At 68.9% G+C, this 26,744-nt stretch carries 18 protein-coding genes and 1 pseudogene; 8 read left to right on the top strand and 11 right to left on the bottom strand.

Annotated elements, in window-relative coordinates; translation table 11 throughout:
• Positions 1-136: 136 nt before the first annotated feature.
• The 6 genes and pseudogenes from metH to AB0J78_RS26630 all read right to left on the bottom strand — a co-directional run bounded on the left by metH (position 137) and on the right by AB0J78_RS26630 (position 9,823).
• On the bottom strand, positions 137-3,697 hold the full coding sequence (gene metH, locus AB0J78_RS26605; RefSeq protein ID WP_363793580.1) for a methionine synthase: 3,561 nt from the start codon (positions 3,695-3,697) through the stop codon (positions 137-139).
• A gap of 18 nt (positions 3,698-3,715) precedes the next feature.
• Positions 3,716-4,690, bottom strand: coding sequence for a carbohydrate kinase family protein (locus AB0J78_RS26610; protein ID WP_363793582.1), 975 nt, complete (start codon positions 4,688-4,690; stop codon positions 3,716-3,718).
• Between the two features lie 286 nt (positions 4,691-4,976).
• The gene (gene metK, locus AB0J78_RS26615; protein WP_132624082.1) at positions 4,977-6,179 is read right to left on the bottom strand and encodes a methionine adenosyltransferase; all 1,203 of its coding nucleotides are present in this window, start codon (positions 6,177-6,179) and stop codon (positions 4,977-4,979) included.
• Between the two features lie 74 nt (positions 6,180-6,253).
• Positions 6,254-7,954, bottom strand: coding sequence for a methyltransferase domain-containing protein (locus AB0J78_RS26620; protein WP_363793584.1), 1,701 nt, complete (start codon positions 7,952-7,954; stop codon positions 6,254-6,256).
• A 719-nt stretch (positions 7,955-8,673) separates the two neighbouring features.
• Positions 8,674-9,668 (bottom strand): annotated as a pseudogene (locus AB0J78_RS26625) (AMP-binding protein); the annotation flags it as partial.
• The gene (locus AB0J78_RS26630; protein WP_363793889.1) at positions 9,668-9,823 is read right to left on the bottom strand and encodes a hypothetical protein; all 156 of its coding nucleotides are present in this window, start codon (positions 9,821-9,823) and stop codon (positions 9,668-9,670) included. The pseudogene AB0J78_RS26625 and the gene AB0J78_RS26630, both read right to left, overlap by 1 nt.
• Positions 9,824-10,021: 198 nt before the next feature.
• Here AB0J78_RS26630 and AB0J78_RS26635 point away from each other — a divergent pair, with 198 nt between their 5' ends.
• The 4 genes from AB0J78_RS26635 to AB0J78_RS26650 all read left to right on the top strand — a co-directional run bounded on the left by AB0J78_RS26635 (position 10,022) and on the right by AB0J78_RS26650 (position 15,318).
• Positions 10,022-11,767 carry a sugar-binding domain-containing protein gene (locus AB0J78_RS26635; RefSeq protein ID WP_363793879.1) on the top strand — a complete coding sequence of 582 codons (1,746 nt, stop codon included), beginning with the start codon at positions 10,022-10,024 and terminating at the stop codon, positions 11,765-11,767.
• Positions 11,768-11,775: 8 nt separating this feature from the next.
• Positions 11,776-12,792, top strand: a complete 1,017-nt coding sequence (locus tag AB0J78_RS26640; RefSeq protein WP_363793586.1) for an aldose 1-epimerase family protein — start codon at positions 11,776-11,778, stop codon at positions 12,790-12,792.
• Between the two features lie 72 nt (positions 12,793-12,864).
• On the top strand, positions 12,865-13,701 hold the full coding sequence (locus AB0J78_RS26645; RefSeq protein ID WP_363793588.1) for an alpha/beta hydrolase: 837 nt from the start codon (positions 12,865-12,867) through the stop codon (positions 13,699-13,701).
• A 72-nt stretch (positions 13,702-13,773) separates the two neighbouring features.
• The gene (locus tag AB0J78_RS26650; protein ID WP_363793590.1) at positions 13,774-15,318 is read left to right on the top strand and encodes an acetolactate synthase large subunit; all 1,545 of its coding nucleotides are present in this window, start codon (positions 13,774-13,776) and stop codon (positions 15,316-15,318) included.
• Positions 15,319-15,405: 87 nt separating this feature from the next.
• Here the strand turns inward: AB0J78_RS26650 and AB0J78_RS26655 are convergent, their stop codons facing one another.
• The gene (locus tag AB0J78_RS26655) at positions 15,406-16,467 is read right to left on the bottom strand and encodes a 2-oxoacid:ferredoxin oxidoreductase subunit beta (protein ID WP_363793592.1); all 1,062 of its coding nucleotides are present in this window, start codon (positions 16,465-16,467) and stop codon (positions 15,406-15,408) included.
• Positions 16,464-18,344 carry a 2-oxoacid:acceptor oxidoreductase subunit alpha gene (locus AB0J78_RS26660; RefSeq protein ID WP_363793594.1) on the bottom strand — a complete coding sequence of 627 codons (1,881 nt, stop codon included), beginning with the start codon at positions 18,342-18,344 and terminating at the stop codon, positions 16,464-16,466. Before AB0J78_RS26660 ends, AB0J78_RS26655 begins: the two co-directional genes overlap by 4 nt.
• A gap of 354 nt (positions 18,345-18,698) precedes the next feature.
• Between AB0J78_RS26660 and AB0J78_RS26665 the strand changes: the two genes are divergently transcribed.
• The gene (locus tag AB0J78_RS26665) at positions 18,699-19,631 is read left to right on the top strand and encodes an alpha/beta hydrolase (RefSeq protein ID WP_363793596.1); all 933 of its coding nucleotides are present in this window, start codon (positions 18,699-18,701) and stop codon (positions 19,629-19,631) included.
• A 57-nt stretch (positions 19,632-19,688) separates the two neighbouring features.
• The gene (locus AB0J78_RS26670) at positions 19,689-21,047 is read left to right on the top strand and encodes an NAD(P)/FAD-dependent oxidoreductase (RefSeq protein ID WP_363793598.1); all 1,359 of its coding nucleotides are present in this window, start codon (positions 19,689-19,691) and stop codon (positions 21,045-21,047) included.
• Here the strand turns inward: AB0J78_RS26670 and AB0J78_RS26675 are convergent.
• On the bottom strand, positions 21,044-22,276 hold the full coding sequence (locus tag AB0J78_RS26675; protein WP_363793600.1) for a PAS domain S-box protein: 1,233 nt from the start codon (positions 22,274-22,276) through the stop codon (positions 21,044-21,046). The two genes, AB0J78_RS26670 and AB0J78_RS26675, sit on opposite strands and share 4 nt — an antisense overlap.
• A gap of 128 nt (positions 22,277-22,404) precedes the next feature.
• Here AB0J78_RS26675 and AB0J78_RS26680 point away from each other — a divergent pair, with 128 nt between their 5' ends.
• A complete protein-coding gene (locus AB0J78_RS26680) occupies positions 22,405-23,058 on the top strand; it encodes a GntR family transcriptional regulator (protein WP_363793602.1) in 654 nt (217 codons plus the stop codon).
• A gap of 6 nt (positions 23,059-23,064) precedes the next feature.
• Here AB0J78_RS26680 and AB0J78_RS26685 read toward each other — a convergent pair whose 3' ends face one another.
• On the bottom strand, positions 23,065-23,775 hold the full coding sequence (locus AB0J78_RS26685; RefSeq protein WP_363793604.1) for a TetR/AcrR family transcriptional regulator: 711 nt from the start codon (positions 23,773-23,775) through the stop codon (positions 23,065-23,067).
• Positions 23,776-23,993: 218 nt separating this feature from the next.
• Complete coding sequence (locus tag AB0J78_RS26690; protein ID WP_363793606.1) at positions 23,994-25,745, bottom strand: acyclic terpene utilization AtuA family protein; 1,752 nt, start codon at positions 25,743-25,745, stop codon at positions 23,994-23,996.
• 192 nt (positions 25,746-25,937) lie between these two features.
• Between AB0J78_RS26690 and AB0J78_RS26695 the strand changes: the two genes are divergently transcribed.
• Positions 25,938-26,738 (top strand): crotonase/enoyl-CoA hydratase family protein, encoded by an 801-nt coding sequence (locus AB0J78_RS26695; protein WP_363793608.1) that lies wholly within the window; start codon positions 25,938-25,940, stop codon positions 26,736-26,738.
• Positions 26,739-26,744 lie beyond the last annotated feature (6 nt).

Genomic DNA, 26,744 nt, shown 5'->3' on the forward strand with positions numbered 1-26,744 from the left:
AACGGATCTGATGCCGACCGGCCTCGGCCAGACCCAGGTCCCGCACGGCGAACTCCAGGCCGTTGACCTTCTGCAACTTGACGCTCATGACTTCCCTTCTATTTCTTTCTGAACAGCAGCTGATGGACCAGCGGAATCAGGTGTTGAAGTACTTGGCTTCCGGGTGGTGCGCGATGATCGCGTCGGTCGACTGCTCGGGGTGCAGCTGGAACTCCTCGGAGAGCACGACCCCGATCCGCTCCGCCTCCAGCAGGTCGACGAGCTTGGCCCGGTCCTCGATGTCCGGGCACGCGCCGTAGCCGAAGGAGTAGCGGGCGCCTCGGTAACCGAGCTTGAAGAACTCCCGCACGTCGGAGGGGTCTTCCTGCGCCACGTTGCCGCCGTTGGCCCAGGCCATCTCGCGCCGCACGCGGCGGTGCCAGTACTCGGCCAGCGCCTCGGTGAGCTGCACGCCCATGCCGTGCACCTCCAGGTAGTCCCGGTAGGCGTTCTTGGCGAACAGCTCGTTGGCGAAGTCGGCGATCGGCTGGCCCATGGTCACCAGCTGGATCGGCAGCACGTCGACCTGTCCGGTCTGCTCGGCCTGCTCCCGCGTGCGGAAGAAGTCGGCCAGGCACAGCCGGCGGTCGCGCTTCTGCCGGGGGAAGAAGAACCGGTGCCGCTCCTGGGCGTCGGGCTCCTCCTTGTCCAGCACCACGAGGTGGTTGCCCTCGGTGACGCACGGGAAGTAGCCGTAGACCACCGCCGCGTGCTGCAGGATGCCCTGCGTGGACAGCTCGTCGATCCAGTGGCGCAGCCGCGGCCGGCCCTCGGACTCGACGAGTTCCTCGTAGGAGGCACCCTCGCCCTTCTTGGCACCGCGCAGACCCCACTGCCCAAAGAACGTGGCCCGCTCGTCCAGCAGCTGCAGGTAGTCGTTGACCGCGACTCCCTTGACCACCTTCGAGCCCCAGAACGGCGGAGTCGGGACCTCGACGTCGGCGGCCACGTCGGACCGCGTCGTGTCGTCGTAGCCCGGCTCGTCACCGGCCTCGGCCTTGCGCTTCTCGGCGATGCGCTGGGAACGCGCGCGGCGCTCCTTGCGCTCGGCCTTCTTGGCCTCCTCGGCGGCGTCCTCCTCCGGGGAGTCACCGCGCTTGATGGCCATCAGGCGGTCCATCAGGTGCAGGCCCTCGAAGGCGTCCTTGGCGTAGCGCACGTCGCCCTCGTAGACCTCGTCGAGGTCCTGCTCCACGAAGGAGCGGGTCAGCGCCGCGCCACCGAGCATCACCGGGTACTTGTCGGAGATCCCGCGGGAGTTCATCTCCTGCAGGTTGTCCTTCATGATCACGGTGGACTTCACCAGCAGACCGGACATGCCGATCGCGTCGACCTTGTGCTCCTCGGCGGCCTCGATGATGGCGTTGATCGGCTGCTTGATGCCGATGTTGACCACGTCGTAGCCGTTGTTGGAGACGATGATGTCGACCAGGTTCTTGCCGATGTCGTGGACGTCGCCCTTGACCGTGGCCAGCAGCAGCTTGCCCTTGCCGCCGGAGTCGTCCTTCTCCATGTGCGGTTCGAGGTAGGCCACCGCCGCCTTCATGACCTCGGCCGACTGCAGCACGAACGGCAGCTGCATCTGACCGGAGCCGAAGAGGTCACCGACGACCTTCATGCCGCCGAGCAGGTCCTCGTTGATGATCTGCAGCGGGGGCTTCTCCTGCATGCCGGCTTCGAGGTCGTCCTCGAGGCCGTTGCGCTCACCGTCGATGATCCGCTTCTGCAGGCGCTCGAACAGCGGGAGCTTGGCCAGCTCCTCGGCGCGCGAGGCGCTGGAGGACTTCGCGGTCTGCCCCTCGAAGAGCTCCATGAGCTTCTGCAGCGGGTCGTACTCCCCTTCGCGCCGGTCGTAGACCAGGTCCAGGGCGACCTTGCGCGGCTCCTCGTCGATCTTGTTCATCGGCAGGATCTTCGAGGAGTTCACGATCGCCGAGTCCAGCCCGGCCTCGCGGCACTCGTTGAGGAACACCGAGTTGAGCACCTGGCGCGCGGCCGGGTTCAGACCGAAGGACACGTTGGACAGACCCAAGGTGGTCTGCACCGCCGGGTGGCGCCTCTTGAGCTCCTTGATGGCCTCGATCGTCTCGATGCCGTCCTTGCGGACCTCTTCCTGACCGGTGGTGATCGGGAAGACCAGGCAGTCGATGATGATCGCGGACTCGTCCAGACCCCAGTTGGTGGTCAGGTCCTCGATCATCCGCTCGGCGACGCGCAGCTTCCAGTCCTTGGTGCGCGCCTGGCCTTCCTCGTCGATGCAGGTGACCACGACGGTCGCACCGTGCTCGCGGACCATCTCCATGACCCGCTGGAACCGGCCGCCCGGCTCGGTGCCGTCCTCGTAGTTGATCGAGTTGACCGCGCAGCGCCCGCCCAGGTGCTCCAGACCGGCCTCGATCACGTCGGGCTCGGTGGAGTCGACCATGATCGGCAACGTCGAGGCGGTGGCCAGCCGCGAGGCCAGCTCCCGCATGTCGTGCGTGCCGTCGCGGCCCACGTAGTCCACGCACAGGTCGAGCATGTGCGCGCCCTCGCGGGTCTGGGCCTTGGCGATCTCGACGCAGTCCTCGTAGCGCTCCTCGAGCATCGCCTCGCGGAACGCCTTCGACCCGTTGGCGTTGGTGCGCTCACCGACGTTGAGGATCGAGGCGTCCTGCTCGAACGGGACGCTCTGGTACACCGACGACACCGACGGGATGATCTCCGGCGTGCGCGGAGTGGGCGTGGTGCCGCCCACGGCCTCGGCCACCGCGCGGACGTGGTCGTTGGTGGTGCCGCAGCAGCCGCCGACCAGCCGTGCGCCGTAGTCGCGCACGAAGCCCGACAGCGCCTCGGCCAGCTCCTCGGGCTGCAGCGGGTACACCGCACCGTTGGGGCCCAGCTCCGGGAGGCCGGCGTTGGGCATCACCGACAGCGGGATGCGCGAGTTCTGCGCCAGCACCCGCAGGTGCTCGCTCATCTCGGCCGGACCCGTCGCGCAGTTCATGCCGATCAGGTCGATGCCGAGCGGTTCCAGCGCGGTCAGCGCCGCGCCGATCTCGGAACCGACCAGCATCGTGCCGGTGGTCTCCACCGTGACCTGCGCGATGATCGGCAGCTTCTGGCCGGTCTGGGCCATCGCGCGCTTGGCGCCCACGATCGAGGCCTTGGTCTGCAGCAGGTCCTGCGAGGTCTCGACCAGGAAGACGTCGATACCGCCGTCGAGCATGCCCAGCGCCTGCTCGTAGTAGGCGTCGCGCAGCTTCGCGTAGGGCGCGTGCCCCAGGGTGGGCAGCTTGGTACCCGGTCCCATCGAGCCCAGCACGAACCGCTTGCGGTCCGGCGTGGAGAACTCGTCGGCGGCCTCCCGGGCCAGTCGCGAGCCGACCTCGGCGAGCTCCCGGATGCGCTCCGGGATGTCGTACTCGGCCAGGTTGGCCCAGTTGGCGCCGAAGGTGTTGGTCTCGATCGCGTCCGAGCCCGCGTCCAGGTAACCCCGGTAGATCGAGGTCACCACGTCGGGCCGGGTCACGTTGAGGATCTCGTTGCAGCCCTCCAGGTTGGCGAAGTCGTCCAAGCTGAGGTCGTAGGCTTGCAACGCGGTTCCCATGCCGCCATCGGCGACGAGCACGCGCTCGTCGATGGCGGACAGGAACCCGCTGGGATCGTGGTCTGACATGCCGCTACTCCCCGTTCGTCAGCGCAGCTTCGGCCCGACCTCGGCGGCAGCCTCGTCGCCGTAGGCCTCGGCGATGCGAGCCAGGAACGAATCCGGCTCGACGTCGTATTCCTGCGGGCCGTCGGTCTCCAGCGAGACGGTCGCCAGCGTGCAGCCCAGCTGCAGCGAGCGCTCCAGGCTCAGGCCGCCCTTGAGACCCGCGAGGAAGCCGGCGCGAAGCGCGTCGCCAACACCGGTCGGGTCGCCCTTCTGCTTCTCCTTCGGGGGCTCGACCAGCAGCGTCGGCTCGCCCTTGGCCTCGACCTGGACGCCCTTCGCGCCGAGCGAGGTGACCCACTTGCCGACGCGGCCCAGGACGTCGTCCTTGGTCCAGCCCGTGCTCTGCAGCAGGAGGCCGTGCTCGTACTCGTTGGTGAACAGGTACTGCGCGCCGTCCACGAGTTTACGGATGTCGTCGCCTTCCATGCGGGCCAGCTGCTGGCCCGGGTCGGCGAGGAAGTTGTAGCCGCGGTCCCGGCACTCCTCGGTGTGGCGCACCATCGCCTCGGGGTCGTTGGCCGAGATGACGACGATCTCCAGACCACCGAGGCGGTCGGCGACCGGCTTGAGCTCGATCTCACGGGCCTCGGCCATCGCACCGGCGTAGAACGAGGCGATCTGGTTGAGATCGGTGTCGGTCGTGCACAGGAAGCGCGCCGTGTGCTTGGTCTCCGAAACGTGCACGGACTCGGTGTCCACGCCGTGCCGGTCCAGCCACGCGCGATAGTCGTTGAAGTCCTGCCCGACGGCGCCCACCAGCGTCGAGGTCACACCCAGCTTGCCGAGGCCGAAGGTGATGTTGCCGGCGATGCCGCCGCGACGCACCTCCAGCTCGTCCACCAGGAACGACAGCGAGACCTGCTCCAGCCGGTCGGCCACGAGCTGGTCGGTGAACCTACCGGGGTAGGACATCAGGTGGTCGGTGGCGATCGAACCGGTCACCGCAATCCGCACTTCATAACTCCTTCACCAGGGCAGGCCGCGGGGAACTGCCATGTGGTCGGCGCCCCGCAGCCTGCGACAGCTTCGTCGGTAGTGCCCGGAGGACACGTGGAATGGCTCGCGGCCGTGGCAGCGGCGCAACCGCCGCTCGCCCGGCCCCTGAGCAGCTTGCACCGTCGCGGGCCCGGAGGCCGGTTCTCCTGCGAGGACGCCTCGACGTCGTGAACCCGTCGAGGCGTCCGGTGCAGGAGGACCGCCTCAGGTGCCCGTCGGCACCGCTGCGTTCGCCGTTCCGCTCTTACAGACCGGCAGCGCTCTTGAGGGCCTCGGCGCGGTCGGTCTTCTCCCACGGCAGGTCGACGTCGCTGCGCCCGAAGTGACCGTAAGCCGCGGTCGGGGCGTAGATGGGCCGAAGGAGGTCGAGGTCACGGACGATGGCGCCGGGACGCAGGTCGAAGACCTCGTTGACCGCGGCCTGGATCTTGACCGGGTCGACGTTCTCGGTGCCGAAGGTCTCCACGAACAGACCGACCGGGGCGGCCTTGCCGATCGCGTAGGCGACCTGGACCTCGATGCGGCCGGCCAGACCGGCGGCGACCGCGTTCTTGGCCACCCAGCGCATGGCGTAGGCAGCGGAGCGGTCGACCTTCGACGGGTCCTTGCCCGAGAAGGCGCCACCACCGTGACGGGCCATGCCGCCGTAGGTGTCGACGATGATCTTCCGGCCGGTCAGACCGGCGTCACCCATGGGGCCACCGACGACGAAGCGACCGGTCGGGTTGATCAGCACGCGGGCGTCGCCCGAGTCCAGACCGGCCCGCTCCAGCTCCGGCGCGATGACGTGCTTCTGGATGTCGCCGACCAGCTGGCCTTCGAGGTCGATCTCCTCGGCGTGCTGGGTCGAGAGCACCACGGTGTCCAGGCGAACGGCCTGGTCACCGGCGTACTCGATGGTGACCTGGGTCTTGCCGTCGGCGCGCAGGTACGGCAGCGTGCCGTCCTTGCGGACGTTGGTCAGGCGACGCGACATGCGGTGCGCCAGGGTGATCGGCAGCGGCGCCAGCTCGTCGGTGTCGTTGCAGGCGTAGCCGAACATCAGGCCCTGGTCGCCGGCACCCTGCTTGGCGATCTCGTCCTCGCTGCCCTCGACGCGCTTCTCGTGCGCCTCGTCGACACCCTGGGCGATGTCCGGGGACTGCTGCCCGATGGCCACGTTCACACCGCAGGAAGCGCCGTCGAAGCCCTTCACCGACGAGTCGTAGCCGATCTCCAGGACCTTCTCGCGGACCAGGGTCGGGATGTCGACGTAGGCCTTCGTGGTGACCTCGCCGGCGACGTGCACCTGGCCGGTGGTGACCAGGGTCTCCACGGCGACGCGCGAAGCCGGGTCCTGAGCCAGCATCGCGTCCAGGATGGAGTCGCTGATCGCGTCGCACATCTTGTCCGGGTGGCCCTCGGTCACCGACTCACTCGTGAACAACCGGCGGTTGATCTCACTCACGACTGCTCCTCACCTCACAAGCTTTGCAGCTTTGATCCTTGCGTACGGTAGTCAGGTTGTTTACCCGGGGGACCTCACACTCGGGCGTGAATGATGCCCCACGCGAGGTTCCCCGCCTTGCCCCCCGACACCCAGTTCTTGAGGCCGGTCTTCATCTTGGTGCGGTAGGCGTCACTGATCTTGTCGGCAAGATCACCCTCTCGCGATTCCAGCTCCTGCAGGACTCGGCCGTAGTGGATGGCCAGGTACTCGGTCAGGTCGTCGAACTCGAAGCTCTGCAGACCCAGACGGGCCAGCTCGCGGCGGTAGAAGCCGGGCGATCCCATCGTGTCCAGGCTCAGCCGATCGAGGATCGGGCCGAGCTCCGAGCGCTTGGCGGTGTCGGCCGCCATCGGGTCGGTGAACAGGAAGGACCCGGTCGGCTTGAGGACGCGGCTGACCTCCTCCAGCACGCGCGGGCGGTCACCGCTGTGCAGGATCGCGTCCTGCGACCAGACGATGTCGAACGCGTTGTCCTGGAACGGGATGTCCTCGAAGGAACCGTCCTTGACCTCGATGAGCTCGTCGAGCCCCTGGGCCCGGTTGAACTCGACGTTCCGGGCGTTCTCCACCTCGGAGAGGTTCAGGCACGAGACCTTGCAGCCGTAGGTCTTGGCCAGGTAGCGGGCCGCGCCGCCGTACCCCGCACCGATGTCGAGGATCCGGGTGTCCGGGGTGATCTCTACCTTGGAGGCCATCCGCTCGACGGTGCGCCGGGAGGCGGTGTCGATGTCCTGGTCCGGGGTCTCGTAGAGGCCGACGTGAATGTCGTTGCCGCCCCAGACGTGGTAGTAGAAATTGTCCGCGTCTTCGGAGTTGTAGTAATCGCGGGCGGTGTGCACCGCGGTCGAGTAGACGTCGGCGAGGTCGTCTTCCTCGACGTACTTCTTCTCCGCGACGTGGATGTAGAAGTCCGGCTCGCCTTCCTGGTAGGTCTCCTGGAAGTCGCCGTAGGTGTCGATCCGCTGGAACCCGACCTCGCGCATGAGGCGGCGGACGTAATTCTTCCGGAGCGGGTACATGTTCAAGAAGAATTCAGATTTGTCCGGGAAGGTGTACTTGAACCTCGCCAGACCTTCATCAACATAATCCGGCTCCGCGGAAACGTCCTCACCCGCGTAGTAGTACGTGTGCTTGGAGCTGAATCCGTCGTCCAGAATGGAATCGTAATTCCGCTGGTCGATGATCAGAACGCCGTCGTGCTTCAGCATGGCGTAGAACTCGGCGAGCGTCTTGCGGCGGTCGCGCTCGGAGAACAGGTGCGTGAACGAGTTCCCGAGACAGATGATCGCGTCGTATTCGCCGTGGACGTCACGATTCAGCCAGCGCCAGTCGGCGTGCACGACGCGCAGAATGTGCCCACCGTACTCGAGCCCGTTCTGGAATGCCTTGGCCAGCATCTGCGGGCTGCCGTCGGCGGAGACGGTTTCGAAGCCCTCCTCCAGCAGCCGGACCGAGTGGAACCCGGTTCCGGTGGCCACATCCAGGACGGACTTGACACCACGAGCCTTGAGCTGATCGATGAAGAAGCTGCCCTCGCTCTCGTAGCGCTTCTTCCAGTCGATCAGATCATCCCACTTCTCCACGAATCCACCGACGTACTCGTGGGTGTAGTGGTCCGACTCGCGGACTTCCAACGGATTCTCGCCGAAAACCTGCTCTTCACGTGCCACCAGATCGGCCGTGTCAGGCGAACCAGCCTCGTCAGAAGTCAAGTCGTCCACGCTCTTGGCCATTTTCACTCCCACCACTCACGTTGGTCATGCGCCAGCCCACGCACTTCAGGCATGCGCAAATCCGTGCCGCGAGCATCTTGTCTCGCGGCCGTGCGGGTCGCCACTGCGAAAAAAGGCAACACCTCCGACCGGCGCGGGCAGCCGAGAAAATGCTCAAGGCCGCAGCACCAACGCCGATCGCACTCGGTCGGCACCCTTGCCAACCGGCGTGACGCATTTCCGTGCGTCGCTTAACCAACCTAGGCGAAGGAGATCACGAAGCAAGCGTACAAACGTGTGACGGTAATCACCGCAATGCGATGAATGCGTGATTCCCATTGTCACCCTGGGTGAAAAAATGCGCGACCACCAGCGGATATTGGAGATCGCTTTGGGGTGGATAACGATCACGTGAGTGCAATAAAAAACCGGAAGATGTACACTAACGCGCGCCCGATATAGCACAATGTTCGCGCAATTTCAAGAGTTCCGATCGACAAAGATTTTGTGAATAGCCGATGCGGCGGTTGACTTTTTGCTCCCCGTAACCCTTGCATCGAAGAGCGGAGCACGGATGTTACGGCTTTCATGTCCGCGGCGCCATAACTTTTTCCGGACTACCCGTCAATCGGTGCATCCGCCCCTGGAACGCCGAACCGATCCAGCACGCCGCGCGGCGCCGGCACCGCATCCGAGCCGGGAGCGAACCCGGCCCGGACCACGGCGTCAGCGGCGCCCAGTCAGCCCTTGAGGCCGGGGAAGTCCTCGTCGCGGTACTCACCCCGCGCGCGCTCCCCCGAATCGTGCACATCGCTCTCCCGGCCGCGCAGCTCGACCCGCCGGATCTTGCCGGAGAGCGCGAGGTGCTCCCTGGCGAACCGGAGGACGGACTCCGCCCTGCGCTCGTCGGGCTCGTGACCGGGGGCGAGCACCACGTAGGCCTTGGGCACCGACGACCGCAGCGCGTCCGGCGCCTCGGCGACCGCGTCGTGCTCCAGCCGCACGCTCTCCAGCTCGAACGGCGAGATCCGGTAGTCGGAGGCCTTGAACACGTCGTCGGTGCGCCCGACGTAGGTGATGCAGCCGTCCGCGTCCCGGGATCCGACGTCCCGGGTGTGGTAGTCCCGCCCCGGGTGACCTCGTCGGTGCGCTCGGCGTCGTCGGCGTAGCCGGTCATCAGGCCCAGCCCCCGGGGCTGCAGGGCCAGGCAGATCTCTCCCTCCTCGGCCTCCTCCCCCGTCGCCGGGTCCAGCAGGACCATGAACACCGTCGCCTCGGCGTTCCACGGCGCGAAGACGTTGCTCCAGGCGTGCTTGGCCCAGCCCGGCGAGGAGATGTTGAAGTGGACGTCGTCCCCGGGCTCCAGGCCGATCCAGTACATCGTGGACAGATGACCCACCGGGTACGAGACGTGCGTGTGCTGACCGAATTTCGGCTTGGCCCTGGTGCCCGGGGTGAAGTGCTGCAGCATCGGATCGTCGGCCCTGGTGGCGACCACGGGGGTGAAACCCTCCCCTGATCCCGCGCTCTCGCCGTACGAGTGCCATCCCTCCACGGTGGACCCGACGGCGACGCGGGTGTAATCACCCGGGAAGTCGGCGAATTTCGCCGCGTCGTCCGATGTGGTCACCACGTGCCGCACCCCGCCGCGATCCACCCAGTCGCGCAGGTCCGCCGAGCCCAGCAGCGGGGTCGCGGGGATGATCACCGCACCCAGCTTCATCGCGGCCAGGATTAGTCCTCGCGATGCCGCAGCAGGTAGTCGCGTGCGGCCAGGAACGTCTCGCCAGGCGCACTCGCCGTCGCTTCGCCGAACACTCCGGCACCCTTTTCGTCCCGGCTGCGCTGCCGGGGCGAGAAGTGGACCATGTCCACGACGGGCTCGGCCACTCCGACGAGCCGAGTCGGTTGCTCCGATGTGCGGGTCCTTGCTCATCGGCGTTGACTCTTCGTGTGGTTGTGGTCATTGTTGTTGATTACTGGTGATTTTCTTTCGGAATTTCCGGCGTCAAGGAGGACACCGTGTTCCGACCTGTCACGACGATTGCCACCGCCCTCCTGCTCACCTTCTCCGGAGTACCCGCTTCGATGGCCGCACCCGAACCAGCCTGGCAACCCGAGACACCACCGCTGACCACGCCGTGGACCGACCAGGTCGGCCCCGACAACGCCCTGCCCGAGTACCCGCGCCCGCAGCTGACCCGCGAGCGCTGGCTGAACCTCAACGGCCTGTGGGACTACACCGGCGGCGACAACGCCACCGAGCAGATCCTGGTCCCCTACCCGCCGGAATCCGGTCTTTCGGGGGTGCAGCGCCACGACGACCACATGCTCTACGAGCGCACCTTCGACGTGCCCGCCGACTGGTCCGGCCAGCGACTGATCCTGCACTTCGGCGCCGTCGACCAGCGCGCCGAGGTCTCGGTCAACGGAAAGCAGGTCGCCGTGCACGAGGGCGGCTACACCGCCTTCTCCGCCGACATCACCGATGCCGTCAAACCCGGTGCGCCGCAGCAGCTCACCGTCGCCGTCTCCGACGGCAACGAGACCCAGCCGCACCCGGTGGGCAAGCAGCGCAGCGATCCCGGGGGCATCCTCTACACCGGCGCCTCCGGCATCTGGCAGACGGTCTGGCTCGAACCCGTCGCCCCGGCGCACATCGCCGGGCTCGACATCACCCCCGACCTCACCGGTTTCGGCATCAACGCCAATGCCGCCGCCGCCGACAACGGCGAGCAGGTCGAGGTCGCGGTGCGCGACGCCGAGGGCCAGGAGGTCACCAGGACCAACGGCCCGGCCGGCGAGCCGATGCGCGTGGACGTCCCGCAACCGCACCTGTGGACCCCGGACGACCCGTACCTCTACGACCTGACGGTGCGGCTGCTGGGCGCTGACGGAGCCGTGCTCGACGAGGTCGGCAGCTACACCGGCCTGCGCACGACGGGTCTGGTCAACGACGAGCAGGGCCGACCGCGGATGGCGCTCAACGGAAAGATCGTGTTCCAGCACGGTCCGCTGGACCAGGGCTACTGGCCGGACGGCATCTACACCGCGCCGACCGACGAGGCGTTGCGCTTCGACCTGGACAAGACCAAGGAACTGGGCTTCAACATGGTCCGCAAGCACGTCAAGGTCGAACCGGCGCGCTGGTACTACTGGGCCGACAGGCTGGGCCTGATGGTCTGGCAGGACATGCCGTCGCTGCCGATCGACCTGTCCATCCCGCCGGAGGACAGCCCGCCGCCGTCGGAGGAGATGAAGGCCAACTACCGCGCCGAGTGGGTCGGCATCATCGATCAGCTGCGGAGTTCGACCTCGATCGTGGCGTGGGTGCCGTTCAACGAGGGCTGGGGCGAGTTCGACACCGCCGAGATCACCGACCTGACCCGGCGCACCGACCCGACCCGGTTGATCAACCCCTCCAGCGGGGTGAACTGCTGCTACTCGCTGCCCGACAGCGGCGCGGGCGACATCTACGACGACCACACCTACGTGGGTCCGGGTGCGCCGACGGTCAAGGACGGCCGGGCGATCGTCGACGGAGAGTACGGCGGGCTCGGCCTGGCCGAGGAAGGCCACCTGTGGCCCGGCGAACCCAGCGCGTACGAGATGACCGAGAGCAGGGAGCAGCTGACCCGGCGCTACGGCGAGGTCAGCGACGAGCTGGCGCGCATCATCGGGGCCAACGGCCTGTCGGCGGCGATCTACACCCAGACCACCGACGTGGAGAACGAGGTCAACGGTTTCCTCACCTACGACCGGCAGATCATGAAACCGGACTTGGCCTCCGTGCGCGCGCACAACACCGCCGCCATCGAGGCGGGGAGCCGGTGAGGAGTCCGATGAGATCGACGAAGATCAACAGACGTGGTGCGCTGCTGGGGGCCGCGGGAGCGGCCGGTGCGATGGCGGCCCTGCCCGGCGTCGCGCAGGCCGCGCCCGGCGTTCCCCCGACGGCCAGCGGGCACCTCTACGAGATCGGCGCGGGCACGCACCGGGTGGTCGTCGGCGGCGTGGCCGCCTCGGTGCTGTCCTGGAAGGCCGGCGGCCAGGAGATGCTGCTGACCCACGACCCCGACGACGTCGACGAGGGGTACCAGGGCAAGACGATCCTGCCGTGGGCGAACCGGATCGACCACGGCGCCTACACCTTCGAGGACCAGGAGCTGCAGGTCGCGATCAACGAACCGGAGCGCGACGCCGCGCTGCACGGGCTGATGAGTTTCGTGGAGTGGTCGCCGGTGCACCACCGCGCCGATTCGATCGTGCTCGAACACGTCCTGCCGCCGGACTACGGCTACCCGTTCCAGCTGGCGTTCCGCATCGAGTACCGGGTGGACGACCGCGGTTTCTCCAGCACCCTGTCGGCGACCAACGTCGGACGCGGCCCGGCGCCGTTCGGCACCGCCAACCACACCTACCTGGCGGCGGCTCCGGGCACCCGGATCGACGACATCGCGCTGGAGGTCCCGGCCGACACCTACTACGTGGTCAACGACCGGCTCATCCCGACCGGCACCGCGCAGGTGGAGGGCACCGACTACGACTTCCGCACCGCGCGGCCGATCGGCGGCACGCAGATGGACACCGCCTTCACCGGCCTGCACCACTCGGGCGGTGAAGCGGTGGTGCGCTTCGGGCGGCCGGACGTCGACGTCGAGCTGTGGGTCGACGAGACCCACCGGTACCTGCAGGTCTACACCGACGACGATCCCAGCACCGACCGGCCGGGCCGGGCGGGGCTGACCGTGGAACCGATGACGTTGGCGCCCAACGCTTTCGTCACCGGTGACGGGTTGATCGTCCTGCGGCCGGGGCAGACGCACACCGGGAGCTGGGGCTACCGCCTCGCCGAGTGACCGCCTGCCGTTCGGGGGGTGGAGGTTTCAGCGGAAACCTCCAACCCCTCGATGACCGTTAGGGTGGGGCCCGTGGCCGAATACATCCAGATCCCCACGCCGGCGGGCAAGTTCGACGCGTTGACCGCGGGCCCCGAGGAAGGGCGCCCGGTGCTGCTCCTGCACGGCTTCCCCGAAGCGGCGGTCGAGTGGAGCGAGCAGCTGGGCGTCCTCGGCGGCGCCGAGTGCTTCGCCGTCGCACCCGATCAGCGCGGCTACTCCCCCGGCGTGCGCCCGGAGCAGGTCGCCGACTACCGGATGAACGAGCTGGTCGGTGACGTGCTGGCCATCGCCGATCACTTCGGTTGGGACCGCTTCGACCTGGTCGGGCACGACTGGGGCTCGGCGGTGGCCTGGTCCACCGCGGCCGAGCACCCCGAACGGATCCGCACCCTCACGGCGGTGTCGATCCCGCACCTGGACGCCTTCACCCGGGCGGTCCGCGAGGACGAGGACCAGCAGCAGCGCTCGGCCTACATGCAGGCGCTGCGCTCCTCCACGGCGGAGAAGACGCTGCTGGCCGACAACGCCGCCAAGCTGCGCCGCATCTACTACCCCGGCGTTCCCGAACACCACGTCGACGACTACGTGCAGCGGCTCACCGAGCCGGGCGCGCTCACCGGCGCGCTCAACTGGTACCGGGCGTCGCGGTTCAACGAGGAGATCGGCCCGATCACCGTGCCGACCCTGTTCGTGTGGAGCACCGAGGACGTCGCCGTCGGGTCGACCGCCGCGCTGGCCACCGAGCAGCACGTCACCGGCCCCTACCGGTTCGAGATGCTGCAGGAGGTCTCGCACTGGATCCCCGAGGAAGCACCCGAGTCCCTGACGCGGCTGCTGCTGCAGCACCTGCTCGCGCACACCGAGTGAGGTCTTGCCGGTCACCGTCCGGGCGGTGAGCATGAGATCGGTCCGGGTTTCCGACGCGCCGTAGGAGTGCTCGTGAAGGGTTCCGAAGGTCTGCTGGCCACCGCAGCCGCCGCCGGTGTCGACGTCTGCTTCGCCAATCCCGGCACCACCGAGATCCCGCTGGTCGAGGCGTTCGACCAGGAATCCGGGGTGCGCGCGGTGCTGGGGCTGTCCGAGGGCGTGGTGACCGGTGCGGCCGACGGCTACGGCCGGATGACCTCCACGCCCGCGCTGACGCTGCTGCACCTCGGGCCGGGATTCGCCAACGGCATCGCGAACCTGCACAACGCGCGCCGCGCTCGCACCCCGATCATCAACCTGATCGGCGAGCACGCGTCCTGGCACCAGTCGGCCGACGCCCCGCTGAACAGCGACATCGAGTCGCTGGCCCGTCCGGTGTCGGGCTGGGTGGGGCGGACGACGTCGGCGTCGGCCGCTGCGGGCGAGTTCGCCGAGGCGTACCTAGCGGCGCTGCGCGACCGGCTGCCGGCGACGCTCATCGCCGCGGCCGACCACATGTGGAGCCAGGGCTCCATGCCGGTCGAGGTGCCCGCCGCGCCCGACCGCCCGCAGGTGGACGAGCAGCGGATCGCCGAGATCGCCAAGGTGCTCGCGACCGGGCGCCGCCCGGTGCTGCTGCTGGGCGGGCAGGCGGTGGAGAATCCCGAGGGCATCCGCACCGCCGTGCGCATCGCGGCGAAGGCCGGCGGTGAGGTCCTCGCGGAGCGCGGCAGCGCCCGCGTGGAGCGCGGTCCCGAGATCCCTCCGGTGCGGATGCTGCCCTACTTCCCGGAGGCCATGAGCGCCACGTTCGAGGGGTTCTCCGATCTGATCCTCGTGGGGGCGCGCACCCCGGTGTCGTTCTTCGGCTACAAGGGCCAGCCCAGCCATCCGCTGCCCGACGGCGTGAAGGTGCACGAGTTGGCCGATGCCGACTCCGACGCGCTCAACGCCCTGGCCGCGCTCGCCGAGGCGACCGACAGCGCGGCCGAGAAGCTCCCGCAGGCCGAGCGTCTGCAGGTGACGGCTCCGACCGGGGCGCTGGACGCGGACGCGATCGCGGCGGCGATCGTGCTGACCCAGCCCGAGAACGCGATCATCGTCAACGAGGGCGTCTCGTCCTCAGCGGCCTATCCCGCGATCGCCGACGCCGCGCCCGCGCACTGCGAGCTCTCGCAGACCGGCGGCGCCATCGGCATGGGGATGCCGGTGGCCACCGGCGCCGCGATCGCCTGCCCGGACCGCTCGGTGATCAACCTGCAGGCCGACGGCAGCGCCGCCTACACCGTCCAGGCGCTGTGGACCCAAGCGCGCGAGAACCTCAACGTCACCACGGTGATCTGCTCCAACTCGCGCTACCGCATCCTCGACGAGGAGCTCCGGCGCGCGGGCATCGACGATCCCGGCGCCGCCGCGGCGTCCATGACCAGCCTCGCCGACCCGGCCCTCGACTGGCTCGGGCTGGCGCGGGGCTTCGGCGTGGAAGCCACCCGCGCCACCACCGGCGAGGAACTCCGCACCGCCCTGAGCCGCGCCTTCACCGAATCGGGCCCGCACCTCATCGAAGCGGTCCTGTGACCCGCTGAAGGCCGTCCTCCGGCGCGGACCTCGAACATGCGAAGAGCCCCACCGATCGGTGGGGCTCTTCGTCGTCACCGGGCTCGCTCAGATGGTCCAGGTGTCGTTGCCGTTGAGCAGCTTCTGCAGGTCCGCGGGCTTGGAATCCGCCGCCTGGACGACCTGCTCGCGGGCGAGGTCGTCGTAGGTGGGCCGGACGGTGTTGCGGAAGACACCGGTGATCGCCGGGCTCAGGTCCTGGCCGCCGAGACGGGACAGGGCGAAGGCCAGCGACGGGTCCTCGCGCTCGGCGTCGTGCACCACGACGTCGGTGGAGTCCACTTCGGACAGCTTGGCGACGCGGAGCCCGTCCGGGCCCTGCACGACGCCGTAGCGCTCGTCCTCCGGGCCGAACACGATCGGCTCGCCGTGGGTGAGCGAGACGATCCGGCGTTCCTTCTCCTCGTTGTCCTTGAGGACGTCGAAGGCGCCGTCGTTGAAGATCGGGCAGTTCTGGTAGATCTCCACCAGCGCGCTGCCCCGGTGCTCGGCGGCGGCCTTGAGCGTCTCGGTGACGCTCGCGCGATCGGAGTCGATCACCCGCGCCACGAACGACGCCTCCGCGCCCAGGGCCAGCGACACCGGGTTGAACGGGTAGTCCAGCGAACCGGCTGGGGTCGACTTGGTGACCTTGCCGACCTCGCTCGTCGGCGAGTACTGGCCCTTGGTGAGCCCGTAGATCCGGTTGTTGAACAGCAGGATCTTCAGGTTCACGTTGCGGCGCAGCGCGTGGATCAGGTGGTTGCCGCCGATCGACAGCGCGTCGCCGTCACCGGTGACCACCCACACCGACAGGTCCGGCCGCGAGGTCGCCAGACCCGTCGCGATGGCCGGGGCGCGCCCGTGGATGGAGTGCATCCCGTAGGTGTTCATGTAGTACGGGAACCGGGACGAGCACCCGATGCCCGAGACGAACACGATGTTCTCGCGCTTGAGCCCCAACGACGGCAGGAACGACTGGACCGCGTTGAGCACGACGTAGTCGCCGCACCCCGGGCACCAGCGGACCTCCTGGTCGGACTTGAAGTCCTTGGCCTTCTGCGGCGCATCAGCGGCCGGCACCCCGGCCAGCCCGCCGAGCGACGGCATTCCCAGCTCGGTGGCGGTCACGCGGACACCCCCTGCAAGACATCGGTGAGCACGTTCTGCAGTTCTTCGGCCTGGAAGGGCAGGCCGGCGACCTTGGTGTAGGACTGCACGTCGACGAGGTAGCGGGCGCGCAGCAGCATCGCCAGCTGGCCGAGGTTCATCTCCGGCACGATCACCTCGTCGTAGCCGCGCAGCACCTCGCCGAGGTTGGCGGGCATCGGGTTGAGGTAGCGCAGGTGCGCCTGCGCGACCTGCAGGCCCTGGGCCCGGACCCGGCGGCACGCCGCGCCGATCGGGCCGAACGACGATCCCCAGCCCAGCACCAGCACCCGGGCTTGGCCGCTCGGGTCGTCGACGGTGAGGTCCGGGACGGTCACGCCGTCGATCTTGCGCTGCCGCAACCGGACCATGTGGTCGTGGTTGTCCGGGTCGTAGGAGATGTTGCCCTTGCCATCGGCCTTCTCCAGACCACCGACCCGGTGCTCCAGCCCCGGCGTGCCCGGCACGGCCCACTCGCGGGCGAGGGTTTCCTCGTCGCGCACGTAGGGCCAGAACTCGCCGGAGCCGTCGGTGGCGTTGGGCTCGGTCGCGAACTCCACGCTCAGGTCCGGCAGCGACGTCACGTCGGGGATCAGCCACGGCTCGGAGCCGTTGGCGATCGCTCCGTCGGACAGCAGCAGCACCGGCGTCCGGTACTCCAGCGCGATCCGCACCGCGTCCAACGCGATCTCGAAGCAGTCAGCGGGCGAGCACGGCGCCAGCACCGGCACCGGCGACTCGCCGTTGCGCCCGTAGAGCGCCTGCAGCAGGTCGGCCTGCTCGGTCTTGGTCGGCAGACCGGTCGACGGGCCACCTCGCTGGATGTCGCACACCAGCAGCGGCAGCTCCAGCGCGACGGCCAGGCCGATGGTCTCCGACTTGAGCGCCAGACCAGGACCCGACGTGGTCGTCACGCCCAGCGAACCGCCGAAGGAGGCGCCCAGAGCGGCGCCGACACCGGCGATCTCGTCCTCGGCCTGGAAGGTGGTCACGCCGAAGTTCTTGTGCTTGGCGAGCTCGTGCAGCACGTCGGAGGCCGGGGTGATCGGGTAGGTGCCCAGGAACACCGGCAGCTCGCTGCGCTGCCCCGCCGCCACGATCCCGTAGGCCAGGGCGGTGTTGCCGGTGATCTGCCGGTAGGTGCCCTCGGGCAGCTTGGCCGGAGCGACCTCGTAGGTCACCGCGAACGACTCGGTCGTCTCGCCGTAGTTCCAGCCCGCGCGGAAGGCCAGCACGTTGGCCTCGGCGATGTCGGGCTTCTTGGCGAACTTCTCCCGCAGGAACCGCTCGGTGCCCTCGGTCGGCCGGTGGTACATCCACGACAGCAGACCCAGCGCGAACATGTTCTTGCAGCGCTCGGCGTCCTTCTTGCCCAGACCCGTGTCCGCCAGCGCGCCCTGGGTCAGCGTCCCCATCTGCACCCTGTGCACCGCATAGAGGTCGTCGAGGACCTCGCCTTCGAGGGGGTCGGCGTCGTAGCCGACCTTGGTGAGGTTGCGCTTGGTGAACTCGTCGGTGTTGACGATCAAGATCCCACCATGCGGAAGATCCCCGAGGTTCGACTTCAGCGCAGCCGGATTCATCGCCACCAGCACATCCGGCCGGTCGCCGGGAGTGAGGATGTCGTAGTCGGCGAAGTGGAGCTGGAAGCTCGACACACCCGGGAGCGTGCCTGCGGGGGCCCGGATCTCGGCCGGGAAGTTAGGCAGCGTCGCCAGATCGTTCCCGAAGGCAGCGGCCTCCGAGGTGAACCTGTCGCCGGTCAGCTGCATGCCGTCACCGGAGTCACCGGCGAAGCGAATCACGACCCTGTTGAGCTTCCGGGTCCCGTTCGTCCGGTGTCCGTTCGTCGCACCCAATTGATCCGTTCCCCTTCAATTGCAGGCAACGTTCGTCCTGTGGCGAACGATACAGGTACGGGAGTGGCCGCGATCACGGAGTCGATCTTCGCGACCACCGTGCGCAACCCTCTGCTCGGAACGATCCAGTTCCAGATCCCCGCGCAGGCAGGCGTACCTGTATCGATGGTGCTACCAGGAGGTGAACGGGCGCTACGGGCTGTTCAGCGACAAATTTGTGATCTGCCACACGATAAGTGCTTCCCAAGATGCGGGAAAACGATCGCTCAACTGGCCGATGCCCACCCGGGGCCGGGTCGGATTACATCTCAAGCCGGACTACAAGTCCGGTCGAGCCTGCCCGTGGAGGACACCATGCCGCTGCACCCGGAAGCCGAACCCTTCGTCGCACAGGCGAAGCAGCTGTTCCCCGACCTCGGCGGCGAGGTGACCGACGCCGCGACGGCCCGCAGGCTCTCGGCGGCCAGAGGCGACGACAGGCCGCGGCAGGAGGTCGAGCGCGTCGAGGACCGGGTGATCCCGGGCTCCTACGGCGTGGAGATCCCGGTGCGGATCTACTGGCCGAGCACCAGGACCGGGCTGCCGCTGCTGGTGTACTTCCACGGCGGCGGCTGGGTCTTCGGAGACCTGGAGTCCCACGACGGACTGGCGCGCTCGCTGGCCAACGCGGTCGAGGCGATCGTGATCTCGGTCGACTACCGGCTCGCACCCGAGCACCGCTACCCCGCCGCCGTCGAAGACGCGTACTCCGCCGCGGTGTGGGCCTCCGAGCACGCCGCCGAGCTCGGCGGCGACGCGTCCCGGCTGGCCGTGGCCGGTGACAGCGCAGGCGGCAACCTCGCGGCGGTGACCTGCCTGCAGGCCCAGGAGCGCGGCACCCCGGACCTGGCCTTCCAGCTGCTGATCTACCCGGTCACCGACCACGACTTCACCACGCAGTCCTACGTGGACAGCGGGCCGGACTGCCTGCTGACCAAGCAGCACATGATGTGGTTCTGGGACGAGTACGCGCCCGACCTGGAGGTCCGCGACCACCCTTACGCCTCCCCGCTGCGCGCCGACGACCTCACCGGCCTGCCGCCCGCGCACGTGCTCACCGCGGGCATGGATCCGCTGTGCAGCGAGGGCAGGCGCTACGCCGAGCGGCTCGAGGAAGCCGGCGTGCCGACCACCACCCAGCACTGCCCCGGGCTGTTCCACGGCTTCGCCCCCGACGCCGAAGCGATGCCGGTCGCGGCCGAGGCGATGCGCGAGGTCCACGCGGTGCTGCGCACAGCGCTCGGCTAGCGTTCCCGCGCCTCCAGTGGTGCGCTGGGGGCGAGGACGAGAGCGGGGGTGGGCCAGGTGGCCGACGAGGTCGATGTCGTGGTGATCGGCATGGGGCCGGGTGGCGAGGACGTGGCCGCCCGGCTCGGCCGTGCCGGGTTGTCGGTGGTCGGGGTCGAGTCGCGCCTGGTGGGCGGCGAGTGCCCGTACTACGCCTGCATCCCGACCAAGATCATGGTGCGCGCCGCCGACGCGCTGGCCGAAGCTCGCCGCGTACCTGAGCTGGCCGGGTCATCGACCGTCCGGCCGGACTGGTCCCCGGTGGCCACCCGCATCCGCGACGAGGCCACGACCGGATGGAACGACGAGATCGCGGTCCGCCGGTTCGAGGGCACCGGCGGCCGCTTGGTGCGCGGAGTCGGGCGCATCACCGCTCCCGGTGAGGTGACGGTCGGCGAGCAGGTGCTGCGGGCTCGGCGCGCCATCGTGCTCAACCCCGGAACCGAGCCGGCCGTTCCACCGATCGAGGGCTTGGCGGGCACTCCGTTCTGGACCAACCGCGAGGCCGTGTCGATCGAGAAGGTCCCGCAGTCCCTCGTGGTACTGGGCGGCGGCCCGGTGGGGCTGGAGTTCGCGCAGGTCTTCGCCCGGTTCGGCAGCGAGGTCACGATCATCGAGGCGCAGTCGCAACTGCTCCCGCTGTCCGAGCCGGAGGCCGCCGAGGTCATCACGGATCGCCTGCTGGCCGAGGAGGTGCGCGTCCGGGTCGGGAGCGCCGTGCAGCGGGTGTCCTACGACGGGCTCTTCCAGATCTCCACCGAGGGCGAGCAGTTCGAGGCCGATCACCTGCTCGTCGCCACCGGCAGGCGCACGGATCTGGGCGCGCTCGGCGTGGCGGCCGTGGGCCTCGACGACACCGCCCGAACGATCTCCGTCGACGGCCGGATGCGCGCCACCGACGGCGTCTGGGCGATCGGCGACGTGACAGGGCACGGAGCGTTCACCCACACCTCGGTCTACCAATCGCGGATCGCGGCGGCCGACATCCTCGGCGAGCAGGTCACCCCCGCCGACTACCGCGCGATGCCGTCGGTGACCTTCACCGATCCCGAGGTCGCCACGGTCGGGCTGACCGAGACCCGCGCCGTCGCGGAGCTCGACCGGGTGCGCACCGCGATCTCCCGGCTACCGGAATCGACCAGGGGCTTCATCCACAAGATCGGCAACGAAGGACTGGTGAAGCTGGTCGCCGACGGCGATCGCGGTGTCCTGGTCGGTGCCACGGCCGTCGGCCCGTCCGGCGGTGAGATCGTCGGCGCGCTGGCCGTCGCGGTGCACGCCGAGGTCCCGATCACCCGCCTCAGCGAGATGATCTTCGCCTACCCCACGTTCCACCGGGCGATCGAGCCCGCGCTCGACGAACTCGCCGCTCCTTAGTCGCGGGCCGCGCCTCGGCGGCGCTTGCGCTCGTACATGTCCTGGTCCGCGGCGTGCACCAACTCGTCCCGGGTCGTGTGCGGGTCGGTGGTGACGGTAAGTCCGACGCTGGTGCGCAGCCGCAAGGTCGTTCCGCCCACGGTCACCTCCGTGTTGAGGCGCTGTTCGATGCGATCCCGCAGCTCGGCGGCTTCGGCCGCGCTCTCGACCAGGCCCACCACGACGAACTCGTCGCCGCCGAGGCGCGCGACCGCATCGCCACCGGGGACGGCCTCCTGCAGCTGATGAGCTGCGGCGATGATCACCTTGTCCCCCACCAGGTGGCCGTACTGGTCGTTGAGCGGCTTGAGCTCGTCGAGATCGGCCACGATGACAGCGAGCATCCCGTCTCCCCGGGCGATCCGCCTGAGCCCCAGGTCCATCAGATCGGCCAGCATCGTGCGGTTGGCCAGCCCGGTGAGCGGGTCGTGCAGCGCCAGCTGCGCCAACCGCGCGTCGGCGAGGCGGCGCTCGCCGATGTCGTCGTACTGGCTGACCACGAAGGCGGGCCTCCCGCTGGCCCCGGGAACGGCGGTGGCGCGGATCAGCATCCAGATCGCGTGGCCGTCCTTGCGCCGGTAGCGCTTCTCGATGTTGACGCTCTCCACCGCACCGTGGACGAGATCCTCCAGCGCCGCGCGGCCCCGTTCGTCGTCGTCTTCGAAGGTGACCTCGCTGAAGTGCTTGCCGAGCAGCTCTTCGCGGGTGTAGCCGAGCATGTCGCAGAGCGTGTCGTTGACCTCGGTCCAGTACCCCTTGAGATCCAGCAGCGCCATGCCGATCGGAGCGTTGGCGAAGCTGCGCTGCCACAGCAGTTCGGCCTCGCGGCGGCGGGTGATCTCCTGGCTCTGGGAGAGGAAGTAGACGGGGGTGCCGAGGGCATCCCGGATGAACGCGCGCGAGACCAGCGCCCAGATCACGGTCCCGTCGGAGCGGATGTAGCGCTTCTCCAGCGGCACGTCCGACTCGATCGGGCCCTCGACGTCGATGTCATCGGGGTGCGTCACGCTGCGGTAGTCGCGACCGACCAGCTCCTCCGGGCGGTACCCCAGCATCGTGCAGAACGCATCGTTGACGTGCAGGTACTTCCCCTGCAAGTCGATGATCGCCATGGCTGCCGCAGCCTGTTCGAAGAGCGGCTGCCAGGGGTTCGGCGCGGCGTCTCCGCCCGGCGGTGAGGAGGTGGGCATACGAAACGCACGATAGCCGCCGCGCACCGGGCACGCATCGACTGACGGACACCGCAGCTCCGCGTAGGACGCCGAACACGGTGCGTTACTATCCCGGCACCGATCCAGTCGAGCGCGGAGCGTGTGCAATGGCGGGAACTTCGGTGGGGCGCGCCGTCGATCAGATCCGGCGGATGCTGCGCGGTCAGGAACTGCTTCCGGGACAGCCCCTGCGGCAGGAGGCGCTGGCCGAACGGCTGGGCGTGAGCCGGGTTCCGATCCGGGAGGCCCTCAAGTCGCTGGAGGCCGAAGGCGTCGTGCGCCACCAGCCGAACGTGGGCTACACGGTGACCCGGTTGTCCTCCGACGAGCTGCAGCAGTCCTACCTGATGCGCGCCGCGCTGGAGTCCACGGTGCTACGCCGGGTTCCGCGGTTCAGCGACGCGCAGCTGGTCGACCTGCGCGAACTCAACCGGAGCATCGAGGCCGCCGCGGAGGCCACCGACGTGCTGCGGATGACCGAGCTCGACCACGACTTCCACTTCGTGATCTTCCGGAGTTCCCGGCTCGACCTGATCGTCGACGAGATCGAGCGAATATGGACCATGACCGAGCCGTACCGCTCGGTCCACTTCTACGACCAGGGCGCTCGGCGAAGACTGGTGGGCGAGCAGCGCATGCTGATCGACGCGCTGGGCAAGGGCGAGACTGCCACCGCGATCTCGATCATGGACTCCCACCGAAACAGGCCGGTGCTCCCGCTGCCCATCACCCACGGCGCCGCGATCCCCTCGGCGCGCTGAGGTCCTCTAGAGCTGTTCGATGCGGGCGGCGATGCCGTCGAGGACGCGGCGCAGGCCGTACTCGAACGGAACCTCGGCCTTGCGGGGGCGGCGCTGCGCCACCGCGGCCATGACCTCGCAGACCGTCGGGAAGGCCTCCTGCTGACCGAACTCGGCCAGCATCGTCGCGCTGATCATCTGCGGCCCGTCGGAACCCCGGTCGGCCACGAAGGGGGCGCTGCCCCGCACGAAACCGTTGACCAGCAGCACGGTGTTGAGCATGTCGGCCGGTCCGAGCCCGGTACCGCGCAGAGCCGCCAGTCCCGCTTCCAGGAAACCGACCTCGTTCGGCCCCATCACCCGCGGCCGGGTCACCAGCGCCAACGCCCACGGGTGACGTTCGAAGACGCGTACGTTGGCGCGCGCCCAGGTTTCCATCGCGCTGCGCCAACCGGTCCGCTTGCCGATGTCCGGTGGAGCGCCGATGGCCGTGTCGAGCATCAGGCTGGTCAACTCGTCCTTGCTCGGCACGTAGCGGTAGAGCGACATGGTGCCGACGCCGAGTTCGCCGGCGAGCCGTTGCATCGACAGCGCCTCCAGCCCTTCGGCATCGGCGAGCCGGACGGCGGCCTCGACGATGCGGGGCAGGCTCATCGTCGGTTTCGGCCCGCGCGGCGGGCGGTTCCTGTCGCCCCAGAGCAGTTGAGCGCCACTGGGCTGGACGCGTCGATCGGTCATCGCTGTCCATCCTCGTGCTCGACGTCGGCGTCGCGCGTAGAGGCTACGCTGAACGGGTTAACAGCCCGTGTTCTGGACGGCATGTTCGGAGATCTCGCGAGTCCGGTTCGGCGGCATCACCCCCAGTCGATGCCGCCGAACCGCCCCGACCCCATCGCTGCGCAATCTCCTATTGCGTGCGGCATACGCATATTACCTCACGGCCTCAACGGCGAGATCTAGAGGAGCTCCTCCGGCACGTCCACCAGCCGGGCGCGCAGGAACTCCCCCACAGCCTTGCCGATCGGGTCGACCCGCAGGTTGCTGGACCCGCCGGTGCCCAGCAGGCCGCGCAGCACGAAGTGGACGGCGCGCAGGTTCGGGAACTCGTGCCGCACGATCTCCAGACCCTCTGCCTCCGGCATCAGCCGATGCAGCTCCTCCGCGGTGAGCAGGCTCCGCAGCCACGGCCAGGCGTCCGGATCCGACACCCACAGACCCACGTTGCTGTTGCCGCCCTTGTCACCTGCCCTCGCGTGCGCGACTCGTCCCAGCGGCACGCGCCGAGTGGCACGCGGTTCCAGCGCCGGTGGATCGGGATGCTCCGGCTGGGACGGTTTTTCGACGACGCTGGAGGGCTCGACCTCGATGCGGGATCCGTCGTCGAGGACCACGAGGTGCCCGACCGCACCGACGTCCAGCAGCGCGGGCCAGTAGTCGATCCGCGTGCTCGGCGTCGCCGCCTGCCGAGCGGCGGTGTCGGTGAAGAAGCCCGGGATGCTCGACAGGTACAACTGGCCCACACCGGCGACCAGCCGCTGCAGCGGTTCGCGTTCTGCCGCGGTGGCCATGATCCTCACCTGCACGGTGGCGTCCCACTGCCGCTGCGGATCCTCGGCGGCGACGCCGATCGCGGAGACGTCGAGCTCGGCCTCGGGGTCGTCCAGCAGCGCCGCGGCCTGCTCGCGGATCAAGGCCACCTTCTCGTCGATGTCGAGACCGGTGGCGTAGAGGGTGGTGACGATCTGGTGGCCGATCGGGGCGAACAGCGCCACCTTGGTGGTCGGCGGTGGCGGCGAGCCGGTGGTGCCCGACAGCTGCACCCGGTCCGGCCCGACCTCGCTCAACCGCACGGTGTCCAGGTGCGCGGTGACGTCCGGGTTGAGGTAGCGCGGGCCCTCGATCTCGTAGACCAGCTGCGCGGTCACGGTGTCCACTGTGACCGCTCCCCCGTGGCCGGAGTGCTTGGTGATGACGGTCGTTCCGTCGGAGTCGATCTCGGCGATCGGGAAGCCGGGTGCGACCATGCCCGGGATCTCGGCGAAGCCGGAGAAGTTGCCGCCGGTCGCGTGCGGCCCGCACTCGATGATGTGCCCGGCGACGACGGCCGCCGCGAGCTGGTCGAAGTCGGTGCGCTCCCACTCGTGCCACCAGGCGGCGGGACCGACGGTCAGCGAGGCGTCGGTGACCCGCCCGCACACCACGATGTCGGCTCCGGCGCCCAGCGCGGTGGCGATGCCCCAGCCGCCGAGGTAGGCGTTGGCCGCGACCGGTCGCCCTCGCCAGCTCGACAGCGGTTCGCCGGTGTCCATGCTGGCCAGGTCGTGCCCCTCGGCCTGCAGCGCATCCAGCCTCGGCAGCACGTTGTCGCCCTCGACGTGGGCGACCCGCAGGTCCGCTCCGGCTTCGGCGACGAGCCGCCGGACCGCCTCGGCCAGCCCTGCCGGGTTGAACCCGCCCGCGTTGACGACCACTCGCGTGCCGCGCTCGGCGATGGCGGGCAGGTGCGGTTCCAACTGCGTCAGGAAGTACTCGACGTATCCGCGCGACGGGTCGTTGCGGTGCCGGGCCGAGAGCATCGCGAGGGTGAACTCGGCGAGGTAGTCACCGATGAGGACGTCGACCGGATCTCCCGCCATCGCCTCGTCGAGCGCGCTGCGCCTGTCTCCCAGGTAGCCCGAGAACCCTGCGATCCGAATCGGCCCAGCCATAGATCCCACCTCATCCGGGGTCGGCGAACTCGTCGGTGACGCTAGGCACAGTGAGGCGACGAGCACAAGCACGCGCCGGGCGCCCGATCTTGACTGCGCGCACGCACGGCCCTTAACGTTCGCTAAGTTCCGCCGTGCACGGTTTCGCCCTGCAGCGCGCGGTTTTCACAACCCTGCCTGGAGGAAGAGCCCGTGTCGACAGCAGAGCGGATCAGCTGCACCGTCACCGATGGAGTGGCCGACGTGCGGTTGAACCGCCCCGACAAGCTCAACGCCATCGACCAAGCGATGTTCGAGGAGCTCGTCGCCACCGGCGAGCGGCTGCGCTCGGATTCCAGCGTGCGCGCGGTCGTGCTCTCCGGCGAGGGGCGCGGGTTCTGCGCCGGGCTGGACTTCAGCGTCTTCGGCGAGATGGCCGAGGGCGCCCGCCCGCCGCGCCTGGAGACCGACGGCCCCGCCAAGGCTCTCGCGCAGCAGGCCGTGCACATCTGGACGCTGCTGCCGCAGCCGGTGATCGCCGCGGTGCACGGCGTCTCCTACGGCGGCGGCCTGCAGATCGCGCTGGGCGCCGACATCCGGCTGGTCGCCCCGGACGCCCGGCTCTCGGTGCTGGAGATCAAGTGGGGCATCAACCCGGACATGACCGGCACCCAGGTGCTGCCGGAGTTGGTGGGCCGCGATGTCGCCAAGGAGCTGACGTTCACCGGCCGCGTGGTCAGCGGCGAGGAGGCCGTCGCGCTGCGGCTGGCCACCCGCGTGGAGGAGGACCCGCACGCGGCGGCCCTGGCGCTGGCGCGCGAGATCGCGGGCAAGAGCCCGCAGGCCATCCGCGAGTCCAAGCGGCTGCTCGACCTGGCCGGCCGGATCCCGCTCGACGAGGGATTCGAAGCCGAGCAGGTCGCGATCCACTCGCTGATCGGGACGCCGAACCAGCTGGAGGCGATCTCGGCGAACCTGGAGAAGCGCACTCCGAACTTCACCGACCCGGCCTGAGGAGCT

The organism is Saccharopolyspora sp. NPDC049426, from assembly GCF_040676935.1.
In the GTDB taxonomy this organism is placed as follows: Bacteria; Actinomycetota; Actinomycetes; order Mycobacteriales; family Pseudonocardiaceae; genus Saccharopolyspora.

Coding starts and splice junctions, on each gene's coding strand:
- AB0J78_RS26675 (WP_363793600.1), bottom strand. CDS start 22,276: ATGCCCACCTCCTCACCGCCGGGCGGAGACGCCGCGCCGAACCCCTGG.
- AB0J78_RS26640 (WP_363793586.1), top strand. CDS start 11,776: ATGAGATCGACGAAGATCAACAGACGTGGTGCGCTGCTGGGGGCCGCG.
- AB0J78_RS26690 (WP_363793606.1), bottom strand. CDS start 25,745: ATGGCTGGGCCGATTCGGATCGCAGGGTTCTCGGGCTACCTGGGAGAC.
- AB0J78_RS26680 (WP_363793602.1), top strand. CDS start 22,405: ATGGCGGGAACTTCGGTGGGGCGCGCCGTCGATCAGATCCGGCGGATG.
- AB0J78_RS26665 (WP_363793596.1), top strand. CDS start 18,699: ATGCCGCTGCACCCGGAAGCCGAACCCTTCGTCGCACAGGCGAAGCAG.
- AB0J78_RS26620 (WP_363793584.1), bottom strand. CDS start 7,954: ATGGCCAAGAGCGTGGACGACTTGACTTCTGACGAGGCTGGTTCGCCT.
- AB0J78_RS26635 (WP_363793879.1), top strand. CDS start 10,022: ATGGCCGCACCCGAACCAGCCTGGCAACCCGAGACACCACCGCTGACC.
- metH (WP_363793580.1), bottom strand. CDS start 3,697: ATGTCAGACCACGATCCCAGCGGGTTCCTGTCCGCCATCGACGAGCGC.
- AB0J78_RS26685 (WP_363793604.1), bottom strand. CDS start 23,775: ATGACCGATCGACGCGTCCAGCCCAGTGGCGCTCAACTGCTCTGGGGC.